Origin of the sequence: Novosphingobium clariflavum, from assembly GCF_026420865.1 — a bacterium.
Lineage (GTDB): Bacteria > Pseudomonadota > Alphaproteobacteria > Sphingomonadales > Sphingomonadaceae > Novosphingobium > Novosphingobium clariflavum.
The window spans coordinates 249,261-266,372 of the sequence record NZ_JAPCWC010000004.1 but is presented as its reverse complement, the minus strand read 5'-3'; the positions used below and the strand labels follow the sequence as shown (position 1 = coordinate 266,372).

The window sequence follows — 17,112 nt, the reverse complement described above, 5'->3', positions numbered from 1 at the left end:
CTCAGGCGGCCGCGTCCTCGGGGCTCTCCACCGGGGTGGTGCCCTCGATCCAGCCGCCGCCGACCACGCGGTCGCCCGCATAGATCACCGCCGCCTGTCCGGGGGCAACGCCGTATTCGGGATCGTGGAAGCGGATCGTCGTGTCCGCGCCTTCGCCCAGCGGCCCGTCGAGCGTGATCGGCACCGGCTTGGCCAGCGAGCGGACCTTGGCGGTCAGCGGCCCTTCGGGCAGCGGGCCGATGCGGTTGGTCTCGGTGATGCGCGCGGCGGCGACGCCGAGCAGGCGGCGCGGGCCGACCACGACGCGGCGGCCCTCGGCCTCGATCCGGGTGACGTAGAGCGGCTCGGGCTGGCCGCCGATCTCGATGCCGCGGCGCTGGCCGACAGTGTAGTGGATGATGCCGCGGTGAGTACCCAGTTCCTCGCCGGTCAGGGCATGGACGATCGGGCCCGGGGCATTGCCTTCGGGGCGGACCTTGGTGACGACTTTGGCATAATCGTCATCCGGGACGAAGCAGATGTCCTGGCTGTCGGGCTTGGCGGCGTTGCGCAGGCCGGCGGCTTCGGCAAGGCGGCGCGTCTCGGTCTTGGGCAGGCCGCCCAGCGGGAAGCGCAGGAAATCGAGCTGGGCTTCGGTGGTGCCGTAGAGGAAATAGCTCTGGTCGCGTGCCGGATCGGTGGCGCGGTGCAGTTCCGCCCCGGCCGGCCCCATCACCCGGCGCACGTAGTGGCCGGTGGCAAGGCAGTCGGCGCCGAGGTCGCGCGCCATCGTCAGCAGGTCGGTGAACTTGGGCCCCATGTTGCAGCGGATGCAGGGGATCGGCGTGCGGCCGGCCATGTAGTCGTCGGCAAACCGCTCGACCACTTCCTCGCGGAACTGGCTCTCGTGGTCGAAGACGTAATGGGCGATGCCGAGGCTGTCGGCGACGGCGCGGGCGTCGCGGATGTCGTCGCCGGCGCAGCAGGCGCCCTTGCGGCCGGTGGCGGCGCCATAGTCGTAGAGCTGGAGCGTGACGCCGATGGTCTCGGCGCCGGTGGCGGCGGCCAGCGCGGCGACGACGGAACTGTCGACGCCGCCGGACATGGCGACGACGATACGCCGAAGGTTAACGGGCGCGGGGAGCTGGAACAGGTCGGCGGGGTCGAGGCCGGCCACCAGTCCGGCAAGATCGGAAAGGGCGGTCATGGCCTGCCCCATACAGCGAGATGCCCGAGAATCCTACCGTTCTTGCACGGCGAGGTGGCGGCGAGGAAATGCCGCGGCGGGACGAAGCGACGCGTGCGACGGTTAATCAAGGTAAAGAATCGGTAAAGAGGGCTTTTACCGTCCTTTGACTACCCCTGTTGTAAGCAGGGCGCATGAACATCGCTTTTGAACATGAAACCTGCATAGCAGGGCATGCGTCTGGTCGCGACGGCGAGGAGTTCATCCCGGCTTTCGTTCCGATCGACTGGTTTGCCTTGCGTTCCCGACTTTTCGCTGCACACGATCTGCGTGCGGTGCTCGACGCCGAGCCTTCGGCGGCACGTGTCCCGGGTTGCGGCAGCTTTGCCAAGCCCGCGGCAAATGTGATTCATGCTTATGATGGCGGGGAACCAACCATTAACCCAAATGATTTAACCATTCGCAAGTCCAGGGTAGTCAGTTTCGCATCCGTCACCGGCGGACGCAGCACCGGTGCACGAGGGTGTTGATGATCGAGAACCAGAAGATACGTCCCGCGCAGGTGATCGGGCCGCTTGGAGAGCCGCTGACGCTCGACTCGCTGCCGCCGCCGAACACCACGCGCTGGGTAGTGCGCCGCAAGGCGGAAGTCGTCGCGGCCGTCAACGGCGGCCTGCTCACGATCGATGAAGTGTGCGAGCGCTACAAGCTTACCCTCGAGGAGTTCGCTTCCTGGCAGCGCGCGGTCGACCGTTCGGGCATGCAGGGGCTGCGCGTCACGCGTATTCAACACTACCGCGATCTTTACGAGCGTCAGCAGAAGTACTGATCCGGGCGCTGACCAGGCTCCCTCAGCCCATGCAAAACGGCGGCGAACTCCGGTTCGCCGCCGTTTTGCGTTTTACTTCCGCCGCTTCCCTAAAACCGCCGGGCCCTTCCCGCCGGTGACTGGGCGCTCGACGCTGGTCGATCATGGTTAGCCGCAGGCCGACAGTCGATTGCCTCGCTTCTGTCGCAGGTATATGTCGTTTCGCATGTTTTTTCCGTCGCTGGGCGGTGCGTGGTTTGGTGCCTCGCGCCGGTGCGGCGGCACGGTTCGAGGGGTGAGGCATGGGGGCTATTCCATGGCGGCAGATCGGAGCGTGTTCAGGGGGCGGTCGCAGGGCTTGCGGTGAAGATGAATTACGACAGCAGAATTGATTCCGGGGAGAACGCGCAGGTGGCCATGTCCGACAGCAGGTTGGAGGCAGGGCCGCCGACGGGCGATGCCGAACAGGAGCGTCCCTCGCGCAAGTGGCTCTGGATCATCGTTGCCGCCGCCGTGGCGGTGATCGGCATCTGGTTCGCGGTGCACAAGGGCGGTGAGGGCGATACCCCCAAGGACGCCGATGCGCAGACCCCGGCGGTGACCGTGGTGGTGCCCGGACGGGTGCCGGTGCAGGGCGAGATTTCCGTCACCGGCTCGCTGGCGGCACGCCGCGACATGCCGATCGGCTCGGTCGGCGAGGGCGGGCAGGTGCGCTCGGTCCTGGTCGAGCCGGGTGACTGGGTGCGCCAGGGCCAGGTTCTCGCGGTGGTCGATCGTTCGGTGCAGACCCAGCAGCAGGCCGGGCAGTCCGCGCAGATCTCGGTGGCCCAGGCCGATGCCCGTCTCGCCCAGGCCAACCTCGACCGCGCGCTCAAGCTGGTCGATCGCGGCTTCATCTCGGCAGCGGACATCGACCGTCTGACCGCGACGCGCGATTCCGCCAATGCGCAGGTGCGTGTCGCCCGTGCCCAGCTCGGCCAGCTTCAGGCGCAGGCCGCGCGGCTCAACATCGTCGCCCCCGCGGCCGGTCTCGTGCTCGAACGCAACGTCGAGCAGGGTCAGGTGGTCGGCGGCGGCAGCGCGGTGCTGTTCCGCCTCGCCAAGGAAGGCGAGATGGAACTGCTCGCCCAGCTCAGCGAGGATGACCTTTCGCGCATCGGCGTCGGCGCCGAAGCGCGGGTGACGCCGGTCGGCTCGAAGGATACCTTCATCGGCCATGTCTGGCAGGTCTCGCCGGTGATCGATCCGAGCAACCGCCAGGGCGTCGCGCGCATCCTGCTGGCCTACAATCCGGCGCTGCGCCCCGGCGGCTTTGCCAGCGCATCCATCGGCAGCGGCGCGGTGGACGCGCCCCTGCTTCCCGAATCGGCGATCCAGAACGACGACAAGGGCTCGTTCGTCTATATCGTCGATGCCAAGAACGTGGTGCACCGCCAGCCGGTGCAGACCGGCATCGTCACCCCCAGGGGGATCGTCGTGAAGTCGGGCCTGCAGGGCAGCGAGAAGGTCGTGCTGCGCGCCGGCGGGTTCCTCAACGACGGCGACAAGGTCAAGCCCCAGCTTGTCTCTGCCGCCAAGGCCGACTGACGGGATCGCGCGATGAGCCTTCGCAATGTCTCGGCCTGGTCGATCCGCAATCCGATCATTCCCATCGTCTTCTTCATCGCGGTGATGATCGCGGGCGTCGTTGCGTTCATGCGCATGGACGTCAACAACATGCCCGACATCCAGTTCCCGGGCGTGCGGGTCAGCATCTCGCAGCCGGGCGCGGCCCCGACCGAGATCGAGACGCAGATCACCCAGATCGTCGAGGGGGCGGTACGTTCGGTCCCGGGGGTGGAGGAGATCCAGTCCACCGCCTCGGAAGGCAATTCGCTGACCGTGGTGCTGTTCTCGATCGGCACCGATCCCGACGTCGCCACCAACCAGATCAAGAACGCGGTGGACCAGGTGCGCGGCCAGTTGCCGCAAGGCATCCTCGAACCGGTGGTGACCAAGGTCGAGGCCAACAGCACCGAACTCGCCTACTTCTCGGTGAGCGCCGACGACATGACCATGGAGCAGCTCTCCTGGTTCGTCGACGATACCATCGCCAAGCGCCTGCTGGCGATCGAGGGCATGGCGTCTGTCGAGCGTAACGGCGGTGTCGACCGCGAGATGCGCGTCGTCGTCGATCCGCAGCGCATGGTCGCGCTGGGTGTCACGGCGAGCGACGTCAACACCGTGCTGCGCCAGGTCAACACCGATGCGGCGGGCGGCCAGGCGGAGATCGCCGGTTCGCGCCAGTCGGTCCGCGTGCTCGGCAATGCGCGCAATGCCTATGCCCTTTCGCAGACCCGCATCAACCTCGGCAGCGGCCGCCAGATCAAGCTGGCCGACATCGCCCATGTCTATGACGGCTATTCCGAACCCACCCGCATCGCCCGCCTGAACGGGCGCGAAGTGGTGACCTTCGGGTTCAGCCGCTCGCTCGGCGCCTCGGACCTCACCGTCTACAACGAGGCGATGAAGGCGATCGACAAGATCAAGAAGGACAACCCGGGCATCCACATCACCCGGCTGTTCTCCGACGTCGACTATACCAAGGGCCAGTACACCAGCTCGATGGAGGCGCTGGTCGAGGGCGCGGTGCTGGCGATCATCATCGTCTTCTTCTTCCTGCGCGACTGGCGGGCCACGCTGGTTTCGGCGATCGCGATCCCGCTTTCGGCGATCCCGACGTTCTGGTTCATGGACATGCTCGGCTTCACGCTGAACTTCCTCTCGCTGCTGGCGCTGAGCCTGGTGGCAGGGGTGCTGGTCGATGACGCGATCGTCGAGATCGAGAACATCGTGCGCCACATGCGCATGGGCAAGTCGGCCTACCAGGCCTCGATCGACGCCGCCGACGAGATCGGGCTGGCGGTCGTCGCCACCACGTTCTCGATCGTCGCGGTGTTCCTGCCGGTGGGCCTGATGCCGGGCATCTCGGGCCAGTTCTTCAAGCCCTTCGGCTTCACCGTGGTGGTGGCGGTGCTGATGAGCCTTGCCGTCGCGCGTCTCATCACGCCGATGGTCGCGGCCTACTTCCTCAAGGCGCACGGCCATGCCGAGCATGGCGGCGGCAAGGCCATGGACTTCTACATGAAGGTCCTCGCCTGGACGCTCGACAGCCGCGAGGCGCATCGCCGCAAGGCCGCTCTGGTGCGCCAGCCGCTGCGCTGGTGGTATCCGATCGGCGCTACGCTGGCCTTCGCGGTGCTGCTTGGGGGCGGCGGCGGGCTGGCGGTGGCGGTCTTCATGGGCGTGCAGAAGGGCCTGGAGGCGCTTGGTCTCAAGGGGGCGGCCTTTGTGCTGGCCGCGGTGGCCGCTCCGCTGGGCATTCCCGTGGCGATCTTTGCCCTCGGCTTCGTGCTGCGCCGGGTGGCGGGGTTCGTGGGCGCTTTCGGCCGCTGGTATCGCTATTTCACCAACCGCGTGATCGCGCGCATGCACGATCACCGCTTCTATGCCTTCTGCATGGGCATCTATGCGCTGGTCGTCACGTTCGCGCTGCTGGCGGGGCTGCCGCAGCAGTTCAATCCCAACACCAACAACGATACCAGCCGCGTCAACATCGAGCTGGTCCCCGGCACGACGATCGAGGATACCGCCAAGGTCGCGCACCGCGTGACCCGGCTGCTCGAAGGCCAGAGCGAGGTGAAGCACATCCTCGAGGCATCGCGCGAGGCGAGGGCAACGCTCTACATCGCGCTCAAGCCGGCCGAGGAGCGCGAGGCCAGCAGCATCGAGTTCGAACGCCGCATGGCGCCGGTGCTCCAGGCCTTCCCCGACGCCCGCGTCAGCTTTGCCACCCAGTCGGGCGGCTTCGGCAGCGGCCGCGACATCTCGGTCATGCTCTCGGGCAGCGATTCGGTGCTGCTCAACAAGACCGCGCAGACGCTGGTGGAGCAGATGCGCACGGTCCCCGGCGTTGTCGCCCCGCGCATCGCCGCCGACCTCCAGCGTCCGGAACTGGTGATCGTGCCGCGGACGGACCTTGCCGCGCAACTCGGCGTCACCACGGCCGCGCTCAGCCAGACGATCCGGATCGCCACGCTGGGCGAGATCGACCAGAATGCGGCCAAGTTCTCGCTATCGGACCGCCAGGTGCCGATCCGCGTGATCCTGGGCCGTGCCGATCGCCGTGACTTCTCGACGATCGAGAACCTGCCCGTCACGACCGCCAGCGGCGGCTCGGTACCGCTCAAGCGGGTCGCCGAAATCCGCTTCGGCGCCGGGCCGACGCAGATCCAGCGCTACAACCAGTCGCGCCGCATCTTCGTGGGTGCCGACCTTGGCGAAGGCCAGGTCAAGGGCCCGATCATGGAGAAGATCCAGAACCTGCCGATCATGAAGAACCTGCCGCTGGGCGTCTCGAACGCGCCGGTGGGCGAGGACAAGTGGCAGGGCGAGATGATCATGAACTTCATCATCGCGGTGATCAGCGGCATCATGCTGGTCTTTGCGGTGCTGGTGCTGCTCTACAAGCGCTTCGTCTCGCCGCTGGTGAACATGGCCTCGCTCCTGCTGGCGCCGCTGGGCGGCCTGCTGGCGCTGGCGGCGGTGGGGCAGCCGATCTCGATGCCGGTCTATATCGGCATCCTGATGCTGCTCGGCATCGTTGCCAAGAACTCGATCCTGCTGATCGACTTTGCCATCGAGGAGATGGAGAAGGGGGTCGACAAGCTCGCGGCGATCATGGACGCCGGGCACAAGCGTGCGCAGCCGATCATCATGACCACCGTCGCGATGACCGCCGGCATGATCCCGACCGCACTCTCGCTTTCGGGCGACGGGGCGTTCCGCGCGCCGATGGGACTGGTGGTGATCGGCGGCCTGGTGCTTTCGACGATGCTGACGCTGGTCATCGTGCCGGCGGCCTTCAGTCTGGCCGATGGTTTCGAAAAGCGGATCGGGCCGTGGCTGCGGCGCAAGCTGCTGACCTTCGAGCCCCACCACGCGCACGCCGCCGGGCACGGACTGGACCATGGCCACGATCCCCTGCCGCAGCCGATCGCTGCCGAATGAGCGCAAACCTGATTGCGGGGAGGAACCTTGCCGCTGCCCATGCGTAGCATTCGAGTGGTAAGGCGAGACCTTGATCGGGCGGACAAGGCGCGGCGCATGCGCTTGTTCGCGACGGGGCTGCTGCTGTTCATGGCGGCGGCCTTTGTCGTGCTGAAGCGGCTGCTGATGGACCACCCCGAATGGGGCGGGCCATTGGGTTATGCGATCGCATTCACCGAGGCGGCGATGGTCGGCGGGCTGGCGGACTGGTTCGCGGTGACGGCGCTGTTCCGCCATCCGCTGGGCCTGCCGATCCCGCACACCGCGATCATTCCCGAGAACAAGGACCGCATCGCCGATTCGATGGCGGCGTTCCTGCGCGACAATTTCCTGACCCCGCAAGTCGTCGCCCGCCGGCTCAACGGCTTCAACATCGCCGCTAGCCTGGGCGGCTTCCTCGCCGACCCGCGCCGCGAGGAACAGTCGCGCATCCGCGCCGGGGCGGCGCAACTCGTGGGCGACGTGCTCGAATCGCTCGATCCCGAGGAAATGGGCGGCATGGTGAAAGCCGGGCTGCGCCGCCAGATCGAGAAGATCGACGCGGCGCCGCTGCTGGGCCAGATGCTGGAGAACGCGATCGCCGAAGGGCGGCACCTGCCGGTCCTCGAAAGCGTGCTGCGCAAGATCGGCGAGGCCATCGAGGCCAATGAGCCGATGATCCGCGAGATGATCCACCAGCGCGCCAATTCCATCATGCGCTGGACCGGGCTGGACGAGCGGCTTGCCAATGGCGTGCTCGACGGGGCCTACCGGCTGCTTGCCGAAGTGATCGTCCAGCCCGACCATCCGCTGCGCGCCAAGGTCGACGAGGCGCTGGTGAAGCTGGCGCAGGACCTGCGGCACGATCCGCAGATGCAGGCGCGGGTGGCGCGCATCAAGACCGACCTGCTCGAAAACCCGGCGATGGGCGCGTGGATCGACGGCATGTGGGAACGCGCCCGGGCCGGGCTGCTGAAAGCCGTGCGCAATCCCGACAAGGCTCTGTCCGGGGCCCTGGGCGAGAGCCTTTCCCAGCTGGGAGAGGCGCTTGGCGAGGATCGCAAGCTGCAATACATGGTCAACCGCTTTGCGCGCCGCACCCTGGTCGGCGTTGCCTCGCGTTATGGGAGTGAGATCGTGCGGCTGGTGTCGGAAACCGTGAAGCGCTGGGATGCCCGCACCGTGACCGATCGCATCGAAGGTGCCGTCGGCCGCGACCTCCAGTTCATCCGCATCAACGGCACGCTGGTCGGCGGCCTGTTCGGCCTGTGCATCCACGGCGTGGAGCAGTTGCTGTGACGCAGGGCCCTTTCCTCAAGACCGCGCGTTTCGAGCTGTGGACGCCCGCTCCGGACGATCTGGAGGGGCTTTGCAAGCTGCTCGCCCATGAGGACATGCGCCGCTTCCTCGGCCCCGCCAGCCCCGATCCGATGGAACAGTTCAACCGGCTCGGTCGCAATGCGGGTAGCTGGTCGCTCTATGGCTACGGCACGTTCTACGTCCGCCGTCCCGGCGAGCGCGACCTCATCGCCAACTGCGGTGTGTTCCATAGCTGGCGCGGCTTCGGCAAGGGCATGGACGATACGCCGGAAGCCGGCTGGATCGTCCGTCAGGATTGCTGGGGGCAGGGGCTGGCGCAGGAAGTCATGCGCGCCGCGATCGCCTGGTTCGACGAGACTCACGGCCCGCGCCGCATCGCCTGCATGATCGAGGAAGGCAACGCAGCCTCCGAGCGCGTCGCCAAGGCGCTGGGCTTCGTGCGTTATGGCCGCCACGAACCCGATGACGGCCGTGGCAGCGCGATCAACCTTTTCGAGCGCGTTTCGATGACCGGCGGATAGCACGGCCCGCGCATTGACTTTGTTGGACCTTGACGGATTTTGTCAGGGTAGGACGAATGAGATCGTCGTTGCGAAATACGATGCTACGGGGATTCCGTTTGCATCAAGGGCAGGTTCAAATCTGGTTCCCAGCATCTTGGCGCAGACTTCCTGTTCGAACAGCTTGGTGCTATAGCTCTGCGCAATCTCGCATTTCGTTGGTTTGCCTTCGGCATCGATGAGCATGTGCATGCTCACACGCGCTTCGCTTCCCTTGCGCATGCTGTTGAGAGGATAGTTGAGCGGATCTATCCCTTTTATCTTTACGTGGCGGCTTAGCGATTTCTGAATCTCAGGATCGAGCCCCCACTCCGCCACCAAGTCGATGGAACATGTGTCCAGCGCGTTCAGAACTTGCGCCATGGGGCCTGTGTTCAGCACGATAACTTTCCCGTCACTCTCCAGCCTCAACCGCGTCGTGCGTCCAAATTCCGCTCCCACAGCAACGGCTTGGGGGCGTTTGGCCTGGGTGTTTTCCCGTTCCAGGGTCAAGAGTATGGCGGGTTCCTGATTGTCGCTTACCGGATTTTGCCATCGGGAAATGCGCATCGGCGGACGCATGCCGGTATCCAGTACCAAGGTGGTTGCGATCGCAGGATGAAGCGGCCGCAACTGTTTGCCGACCATCAGAACCTCATAGTTATCCGCGGGTGCGTAAAGGTTCAGACGCAGGCTGAATGGAGAATCGACAGGGCCGAAGACCCGTTGAAGGGTGCAATGATTCTCAGCCCATTCCACGTTCCAAGGCGTTTGCGGAGCAAGTTCGACAGGTTCTTCCGCAATTGCGGGGCGTGCCGTGAGCATGGAAATCAGGCTCAGACAGGAAAGGGCCGTAAAGGCTTTAAATACGCGATTCAACATGCTGCGACGAGGTAACTTGCAGGATCGTTGCGTACAACGAAAAGTCCCGGACTAACGGGTCCGGGACTTCGTTATTTCAATTCTTTAACGCCGCTCAGAGCTTGCCGGTAAGTTCCGGCACAGCGGTGAACAGGTCTGCCACCAGGCCGACGTCGGCGACCTGGAAGATCGGGGCGTCCTCGTCCTTGTTGATGGCGATGATGGTCTTGGAGTCCTTCATGCCGGCAAGGTGCTGGATCGCGCCCGAGATGCCGACCGCGATGTAGACTTCCGGAGCCACGATCTTGCCGGTCTGGCCGACCTGATAGTCGTTCGGTACGTAGCCCGCGTCGACCGCCGCGCGCGAGGCGCCAACGGCGGCGCCGAGCTTGTCGGCCAGCGGCATGATGACCTGTTCGAAGGTTTCCGAGTCCTTCAGCGCGCGGCCGCCGGAGACGATCACCTTGGCGCTGGTCAGTTCCGGGCGTTCCGACTTGGCGAGTTCGGCACCCACGAAGCTGGAGAGGCCCGCGTCACCGGCACCGGCGACGTCTTCGATGGCAGCCGAACCGCCCTCGGCAGCGGCCTTCTCGAAGGCGGTGCCGCGCACGGTGATGACCAGCTTGGCATCGCTCGATTCCACGGTGGCGATGGCGTTGCCCGCGTAGATCGGGCGGGTGAAGGTCTTCTCGCCCTCGACCGAGAGGATGTCCGACAGCTGCATCACGTCGAGCAGCGCGGCGACGCGCGGGGCGACGTTCTTGCCGGTGGTGGTGGCGGGCGCCAGGAATGCGTCGTGGTGGCCCATCAGTTCCACGATCAGCGGCGCGACGTTCTCGGCCAGCGCGTGTTCGTAGGCGGCGTTGTCGGCCAGGTGCACCTTGGCGACGCCGGCGATCTTCGCGGCGGCTTCGGCGGCGGCACGGCAGCCTGCGCCTGCGACCAGCAGGTGGACTTCACCCAGCTTGGCAGCGGCGGTGACGGTGTGGAGCGTTGCGTCCTTGATCGACGCATTGTCGTGTTCGACCCAAACGAGCGTCTTCATCAGGCTACTCCCAGTTCCTTGAGCTTGGCGACAAGCGCATCGACATCGGCAACCTTGACACCGGCCGAGCGGACGGGCGGCTCGGAGACCTTGAGGGTCTTGAGGCGCGGGGCCACGTCGACGCCGTAATCGGCGGAGGTCTTCACATCGAGCGGCTTCTTCTTCGCCTTCATGATGTTCGGCAGCGAAGCGTAGCGCGGCTCGTTGAGGCGCAGGTCGGTGGTGACGATCGCGGGCAGCGCCAGCTTCACGGTCTCCAGACCGCCATCGACTTCGCGGGTCACGGCAACGTGATCACCGTCGATCTCGACCTTGCTGGCGAAGGTGCCCTGCGGGCGGCCCAGCAGCGCGGCGAGCATCTGGCCGGTCTGGTTCGAATCGTCGTCGATCGCCTGCTTGCCCAGGATCACGAGGCCGGGATTCTCTTCGGCGACGATCGCCTTGAGGATCTTGGCGACGGCCAGCGGCTCGATCTCGGCATCGGTCTCGATCAGGATCGCGCGGTCGGCGCCCATGGCGAGCGCGGTGCGCAGCGTGTCCTGCGCCTTGGCCGGGCCGACCGAGACGGCGACGATCTCTTCCGCCTTGCCCGCTTCCTTGATGCGGATGGCTTCTTCGACCGCGATCTCGTCGAACGGGTTCATGCTCATCTTGACGTTGGCCAGGTCAACGCCCGTGCCATCCGCCTTCACGCGCGGCTTAACGTTATAGTCGATCACCCGCTTGACGGGCACGAGGATCTTCATCTGATCGGGTCCTCTCAGTTTCAGGCGCGGCCTGTTTAGCCGCTCGATTAAATCCACTCAAGGCACGCCTAATAGGCAATTGACGTATACGTCAAGCCCCGCCGGCGACGAGATGAGCCCAGGGTGGGATCACGGCGTGTGCCATAGCGCAAATCCGCGAAAATGCGCATCGCCCCGGCAGAAATCAGTGCCTGAGAATTACTATGATGCCGCAAAGATCGGCTTCACGCGAAACCGCGGCATCTAGCGATCAAACGCAAAACGGCGGGGGCCCGAAAACCCCCGCCGCTGCATTATCCGATACGGGATCGCGAAAGATCCAAGAACCGACGCCGATCAGGCGGCGACGTTCTTGACCTCGGCCACGATCTTCTTGGCCGCATCGCCCAGGTCGTTGGCGGGGACGATCGGCAGGCCGGAGTTGGCCAGGATGTCCTTGCCCTGCTGGACGTTGGTGCCTTCGAGGCGAACCACGAGCGGAACCGAGAGGTTCACTTCCTTCGCGGCGGCGACGATGCCGTCGGCGATGACGTCGCACTTCATGATGCCGCCGAAGATGTTGACGAGGATGCCCTTCACGTTGGGATCGCGCAGGATGATCTTGAACGCCGCGGTCACCTTTTCCTTGGTGGCGCCGCCGCCAACGTCAAGGAAGTTGGCCGGGAACGAACCGTTGAGCTTGATGATGTCCATCGTCGCCATGGCGAGGCCGGCGCCGTTGACCATGCAGCCGATGTCGCCATCGAGCTTGATGTAGGCCAGGTCGTACTTCGAGGCTTCGACTTCCGCCGGATCTTCCTCGGTCTCGTCGCGCAGGGCCTGCACGTCGGGGTGACGGTAGAGCGCGTTCGAATCGAAGCTCATCTTGGTGTCGAGGACGAGCAGGTTGCCGTCCTTGGTTTCCACCAGCGGGTTGATTTCGAGCATGTCGCAGTCAAGCGCGACGAAGGCTTCGTAGAGCTGCTTGGCGATCTTCTGCGCCTGCTTGTTGAGTTCGCCCGAGAGCTTGAGGGCGAAGGCAACGGCACGGCCGTGGTGGGCCTGGAAGCCGGCAGCGGTGTCGATGGTGACGGTGGTGATCTTCTCGGGGGTGTTGTGGGCAACATCCTCGATGTCCATGCCGCCTTCGGTCGAGACGATCATGGCGACGCGGCTCGAAGCGCGGTCGACGACCATCGACAGGTAGTATTCGTTGGCGATGTCGACGCCGTCGGTCACGTAGAGGCGGTTCACCTGCTTGCCGGCTTCGCCGGTCTGCACGGTGACGAGGGTGTTGCCGAGCATTTCCTTGGCGAATTCCTCGACTTCCTCAACCGACTTGGCGAGGCGCACGCCGCCCTTGGCGTCGGGGCCGAGTTCCTTGAACTTGCCCTTGCCGCGCCCGCCGGCGTGGATCTGGGCCTTCACGACATAGAGCGGTCCGGGCAGCTGCTTGGCGGCGGCAACCGCTTCTTCAACGGTGAGCGCGGGGATGCCGGCCGGGATGCCGACGCCGAACTTCGCAAGCAGTTCCTTCGCCTGGTATTCGTGAATGTTCATCGCTGAAATCGCTTTCTGCTGGAGTGTCCGTGGAAACGGCGCGGGGAGCCCCGAACTTTACGGGCCGCATAAGCACATCCCCGCCCGCTTGAAAAGTCCCGTTGCCTCGCGCAAGGACACCGTTGCGAGGGCTGCAATCCCGCTGACCGCGCATCCCGAACCGTCCGTCCCGAAGCCGCAGGCTGGTGCATGATCGACCGCGACAGACTTGAAGCCATCGTCCGCGAGGCAGGCCGCATCGCCCTGGCAGGCTGGCCGGGAGACGGGCATGTGCTTGAACACTGGGAAAAAGACCCCGGAAGCCCGGTCTGCACGCTGGATCTGGCGGTGGACGAATTCCTGCGCCGAGAACTCTCCGCGTTGCTGCCTTCGGCGGGCTGGCTCTCCGAGGAAACCACCGACTCGCACCACCGTACCGCGCACGAACTGGTCTGGCTGGTCGATCCGATCGACGGCACCCGCGATTTCATTGCCGGTCGGCCCGGCTGGGCGATCTCGGTGGCGCTGGTGAATACGCGGCGGCCGCTGCTTGGTTATCTCTACGCCCCGGCGCGGGCGCGCGAGGCCGGCGGCGAGTTCTGGTTCGCCGAGGCGGGCAAGGGCGCCTGGCGCAACGGCGTGCGGCTGCGCGCCAGCCAGCGCGAGAGGCTGCCCGGCGCGCGGGTTCCGGCAAAGAAGCTGGCGGCGGAGGATGCGGACCTCGTGCTGGTCGACCAGCCCAACTCGATCGCGCTGCGCATGGCGATGGTCGGTGCCGACGAGGCGGACATCCTCGCCACGCTGCGCTGGGGGTTCGAATGGGACATCGCCGCCGCCGGCCTGATCGCGCGCGAGGCCGGGGCGGAAGTGACCGACGCCTTCGGGCAGCCGCTCAACTACAACAAGCACGACCCGCGCGCATTCGGGGTGCTGTGCACCTCGCGGGCGATCCACGGCGCTGCGGTGGCGCGGCTGGCGGACCGGGCCGCGCGGTTCTCGGCCGGCCCGAAGGGCTGAACGACGCGCCTCAACGAAGGCGCGTCGCATCGGAAAACATCCTGAGCCGTCATTTCCGCGAAAGCGGGATGGCGACGTGGTTTGTAAGGAATCGTGTCCGCGCGAAACTTCAGTGCACGAAGCGTGCGATCACGTCGCGGTAGGAGCGGCTGACTTTCACCTGGGCGCCCGAATCGAGCACGAGGAAGCACTCGCCGTTGGTATGCGGCTTCACCTGGCGGACCTGGTTGAGGTTGACGATGGTCGAGCGGTGGACGCGCTGGAACACGCGCGGGTCGAGGCGGCGTTCGAGGTCCTTCATCGTCTCGCGCAGGATCAGCGAGTTGTCGGCGGTGCGGATGCACATGTAGTCGCCCGCGGCTTCGATATGCTCGATCGAATCGACGTCGATCCGGAAGATCTGGCCGCGATCCTTGATGTTGATGAGCTTTTCGTAGCGGTCCGCGTTGGGGTCGGTTTCCTCGGGGATCGCGTCGACCGCGTCGGGGGCGACTTCGGCGAGCACGGTCTTGAGCTTTTCCGCCTCATCGGCCGAGCGCTTTTCGGCCAGGCGCTGGCGCACGCGGGCGAGGGTGTCGTCGAGCTTGGCCTCGTCCACCGGCTTCATCAGGTAGTTGACGGCGTTCGCCTCGAAGGCGCGCACGGCGTGTTCCTGGTAGGCGGTGACGAAGACGAACAGCGGCGGTTCGATTTCCATGACGCCCTTGACCACCGAGAAGCCGTCGAAACCGGGCATCTGGATGTCGAGGAAGACGAGGTCGGGCTTTTCGGTCTTGATCTTGCGGATGGCTTCGCGGCCATTGGAACAGGTGTCGATGATCTCGACGTCCGGATACTTCTCCAGACGGATCTGAAGGCCCTGGATCGCGAGTTTCTCGTCATCGACGAGGATAGTGCGAATGGTCATGTGTTACGTTCTCCGGCCCCGCAAACGCATGGGGACCAAAATTGTTTCACGCCCGACGAGATCGGACCTTGATTCATCGCCCGGCGTATCATCGCCCCACGAGAGCGGGCTGGCGCAGGGGTTCTGCAATGTCCTCGAGGGAGGGCTGGCGTTCCGCGGGAAACTCGATCAGCACGGCAAAGCCGCCTTCGACGGGCTCCACCGTCTCGAAGCGGTGGTTCTCGCCGTAGGCTTGGCTGAGGCGATCGCGGATGTTCGACAGGCCGACGCCGGTGGATACCGGCTCCCCTCCATCATAGGTCATGCCAGACAACCTGTTGTCGGTCGTCGGCGTTTGCAAGCCCGGCCCGGTGTCCGAGACGGTGATGCGAAGCATCGGCCCGACGAGTTGCGTGGCCACCGTGATCTCGGCTCCGGTCTCCTGCGGGGTCACGGCATACTTGATGGCATTTTCGACCAGCGGCTGGAGCAGCAGCGAGGGCAGCAGGCAGGTCTCGGTCGCGGGATCGATCTGGAAGGTGGTGCGCAGGCGCTCCTCGAAGCGCATCAACTCGATGTCGAGATAGAGCTTGAGCGTCTCCACCTCGGTCGCCACCGTCACCCGCGCCGAGGGCTTGTTGATCAGCGTGTAGCGCAGGAACGAGGAGAGGCGGCTGAGCATCGCATTGGCCGGTTCGGTCTGCTTGAGCAGCACCAGGGTGGAGATCGAGTTCAGCGTGTTGAACAGGAAATGCGGGTTGAGCTGGTAGCGCAGCATGGCCAGCTGGGCCTGCGTCGCCTGGTTCTCCAGCTGGATCAGCTGGTCGTTCTGCTCTTCCACCTGGAGGTAGAAGTTGACCATGTAATAGAGCGCGGTCCAGGCTCCCAGCAGCGTCGCATCGAGGTAGAACACGCCAAGGAACAGGCCGGTGAAATTGGTGTCGCCATCGGCGCGCCACAGCGAGACCACCCAGGCGTCGATGAACGAATGCAGGCCGACCGCGATCGACAGCGCGAGGAACGTCAGGCCCCAGGTGACCAGCGCGCGCTTGCGGAACAGCGCGCGGTAGATGACCGAGAGCACCAGCGAGATCGAGAAGCCGGTGATCGTCGCGATCAGCACCAGCACGAGGAAGGCGATCGGCTGGTTGTTGGCGATTGCCGACATCGTGCGCAGCAGCATCGCCCCGCTCCAGCCCACGGCCTGAAGGCGCCAGAACGCCTTGTCCTTGTCGGCAAAGAAGGGGATGGGCTGGATCGGCAAGACGGACATGCGGGCTTTCTAGACGAAAAGCGCCCGCAGCGTAAATCCGCCTAAGATATGATGCCGGGGCTGATGCGAAATACGCTCCTGCGCGAATCCAGCGGATGACCGCCAGGCTAGCTGCCGCGCGCTTCGTTCACCGCCTGCGACAGCTGTTCGAAGCCGACCGCGCCGGAGATCATGCGGTCGCCCGCGATCCAGCTCGGGGTGCCCGAGAAGCCGAGGCGGCCCGCCACGTCGACATTGCGGCTGAGTTCCTGCTCGACCACCGGGCTGGCGGCGACCTTGCGGGCGCGCTCCATGTCGAGACCGGCCTGCCGGGCCGCGGCCTCGATCGATTCGGGATCGAGCTGGCCGGCGGCAAACATGGCGTCGTGGAAGGGATGGTACTTGCCCTGCTCGGCCGCGGCGAGCGCCATGCGCGCCGCGGCGGCGCTGTGCTGGCTGATGATCGGCAGTTCGCGCACGACGATGCGCAGGTCCGGGTTCTTGGCCAGCAGCTGGGCCACGTCGGGCAGGCTGCGGCGGCAGTAGCCGCAGGCATAGTCGGTGAACTCGACCAGGGTTACCGTGCCGTTGGGATTGCCCAGCACGGCGCCGGGGAAGGGCGTCTCCACGCTCTGCCTGACCCCTGCCAGCTGGGCCTTGGCCTGCTTGCGCTGGAGGGCGTCCATCGCCTCGTTCAGCACTTCGGGATTGGTGACGAGATAGTCGTGAATCACGTGCCCGGCGATCGTCGGACCGGCGAACCACACGCCGCCGCCCACCACTGCGCCCACCACTGCAAGGCCGGCCAGCGTTGCGGCGATCCTGGTGCCAATACCCATCGTTTTCGTCATTCCCGTCAGATCTGTGTCGGTCATTGCATCGGCCCTC

Annotated in this window: 15 protein-coding genes; 7 read left to right on the top strand and 8 right to left on the bottom strand. The window is 65.5% G+C overall.

Annotated elements, in window-relative coordinates; all coding sequences use genetic code 11:
- Position 1: 1 nt before the first annotated feature.
- Positions 2-1,186: a tRNA 2-thiouridine(34) synthase MnmA gene (gene mnmA / locus OKA11_RS07375; RefSeq protein ID WP_267219564.1), complete on the bottom strand. Its 1,185-nt coding sequence runs from the start codon at positions 1,184-1,186 to the stop codon at positions 2-4.
- Between the two features lie 173 nt (positions 1,187-1,359).
- Between mnmA and OKA11_RS07370 the strand changes: the two genes are divergently transcribed.
- The 6 genes from OKA11_RS07370 (at position 1,360) to OKA11_RS07345 (ending at position 8,881) form a co-directional block, all read left to right on the top strand.
- The gene (locus OKA11_RS07370; protein WP_267219563.1) at positions 1,360-1,695 is read left to right on the top strand and encodes a hypothetical protein; all 336 of its coding nucleotides are present in this window, start codon (positions 1,360-1,362) and stop codon (positions 1,693-1,695) included.
- Complete coding sequence (gene sciP, locus OKA11_RS07365; protein WP_142636453.1) at positions 1,695-1,994, top strand: CtrA inhibitor SciP; 300 nt, start codon at positions 1,695-1,697, stop codon at positions 1,992-1,994. Before OKA11_RS07370 ends, sciP begins: the two co-directional genes overlap by 1 nt.
- A 348-nt stretch (positions 1,995-2,342) precedes the next feature.
- Positions 2,343-3,560 (top strand): efflux RND transporter periplasmic adaptor subunit, encoded by a 1,218-nt coding sequence (locus OKA11_RS07360; protein ID WP_267219562.1) that lies wholly within the window; start codon positions 2,343-2,345, stop codon positions 3,558-3,560.
- A 12-nt stretch (positions 3,561-3,572) separates the two neighbouring features.
- Complete coding sequence (locus OKA11_RS07355; protein WP_267219561.1) at positions 3,573-7,022, top strand: efflux RND transporter permease subunit; 3,450 nt, start codon at positions 3,573-3,575, stop codon at positions 7,020-7,022.
- A 96-nt stretch (positions 7,023-7,118) separates the two neighbouring features.
- Complete coding sequence (locus tag OKA11_RS07350; RefSeq protein WP_267219560.1) at positions 7,119-8,339, top strand: DUF445 domain-containing protein; 1,221 nt, start codon at positions 7,119-7,121, stop codon at positions 8,337-8,339.
- On the top strand, positions 8,336-8,881 hold the full coding sequence (locus OKA11_RS07345; protein ID WP_267219559.1) for a GNAT family N-acetyltransferase: 546 nt from the start codon (positions 8,336-8,338) through the stop codon (positions 8,879-8,881). Before OKA11_RS07350 ends, OKA11_RS07345 begins: the two co-directional genes overlap by 4 nt.
- Before the next feature lie 42 nt (positions 8,882-8,923).
- Here the strand turns inward: OKA11_RS07345 and OKA11_RS07340 are convergent, their stop codons facing one another.
- The 4 genes from OKA11_RS07340 to sucC all read right to left on the bottom strand — a co-directional run bounded on the left by OKA11_RS07340 (position 8,924) and on the right by sucC (position 13,090).
- Entirely contained in the window at positions 8,924-9,781 is an 858-nt protein-coding gene (locus tag OKA11_RS07340; protein WP_267219558.1) for an energy transducer TonB, read from the bottom strand.
- A gap of 94 nt (positions 9,782-9,875) precedes the next feature.
- Entirely contained in the window at positions 9,876-10,805 is a 930-nt protein-coding gene (locus OKA11_RS07335; protein ID WP_267219557.1) for an electron transfer flavoprotein subunit alpha/FixB family protein, read from the bottom strand.
- Complete coding sequence (locus OKA11_RS07330; protein ID WP_267219555.1) at positions 10,805-11,551, bottom strand: electron transfer flavoprotein subunit beta/FixA family protein; 747 nt, start codon at positions 11,549-11,551, stop codon at positions 10,805-10,807. The genes OKA11_RS07335 and OKA11_RS07330 overlap by 1 nt, the downstream gene beginning before the upstream one ends.
- Before the next feature lie 336 nt (positions 11,552-11,887).
- Positions 11,888-13,090, bottom strand: coding sequence for an ADP-forming succinate--CoA ligase subunit beta (gene sucC, locus OKA11_RS07325; RefSeq protein ID WP_142636440.1), 1,203 nt, complete (start codon positions 13,088-13,090; stop codon positions 11,888-11,890).
- A gap of 189 nt (positions 13,091-13,279) precedes the next feature.
- On the opposite strand from sucC, the gene OKA11_RS07320 reads away from it, so the two are divergent.
- Entirely contained in the window at positions 13,280-14,086 is an 807-nt protein-coding gene (locus OKA11_RS07320) for a 3'(2'),5'-bisphosphate nucleotidase CysQ (RefSeq protein ID WP_267219554.1), read from the top strand.
- A gap of 109 nt (positions 14,087-14,195) precedes the next feature.
- Here OKA11_RS07320 and OKA11_RS07315 read toward each other — a convergent pair whose 3' ends face one another.
- From OKA11_RS07315 to OKA11_RS07305, 3 genes are all read right to left on the bottom strand, one after another.
- Positions 14,196-14,993 (bottom strand): LytR/AlgR family response regulator transcription factor, encoded by a 798-nt coding sequence (locus OKA11_RS07315; RefSeq protein ID WP_142636436.1) that lies wholly within the window; start codon positions 14,991-14,993, stop codon positions 14,196-14,198.
- A gap of 88 nt (positions 14,994-15,081) precedes the next feature.
- On the bottom strand, positions 15,082-16,245 hold the full coding sequence (locus OKA11_RS07310) for a sensor histidine kinase (protein ID WP_142636434.1): 1,164 nt from the start codon (positions 16,243-16,245) through the stop codon (positions 15,082-15,084).
- Between the two features lie 107 nt (positions 16,246-16,352).
- A complete protein-coding gene (locus OKA11_RS07305; protein ID WP_267219553.1) occupies positions 16,353-17,099 on the bottom strand; it encodes a DsbA family protein in 747 nt (248 codons plus the stop codon).
- Between the last annotated feature and the right edge of the window lie 13 nt (positions 17,100-17,112).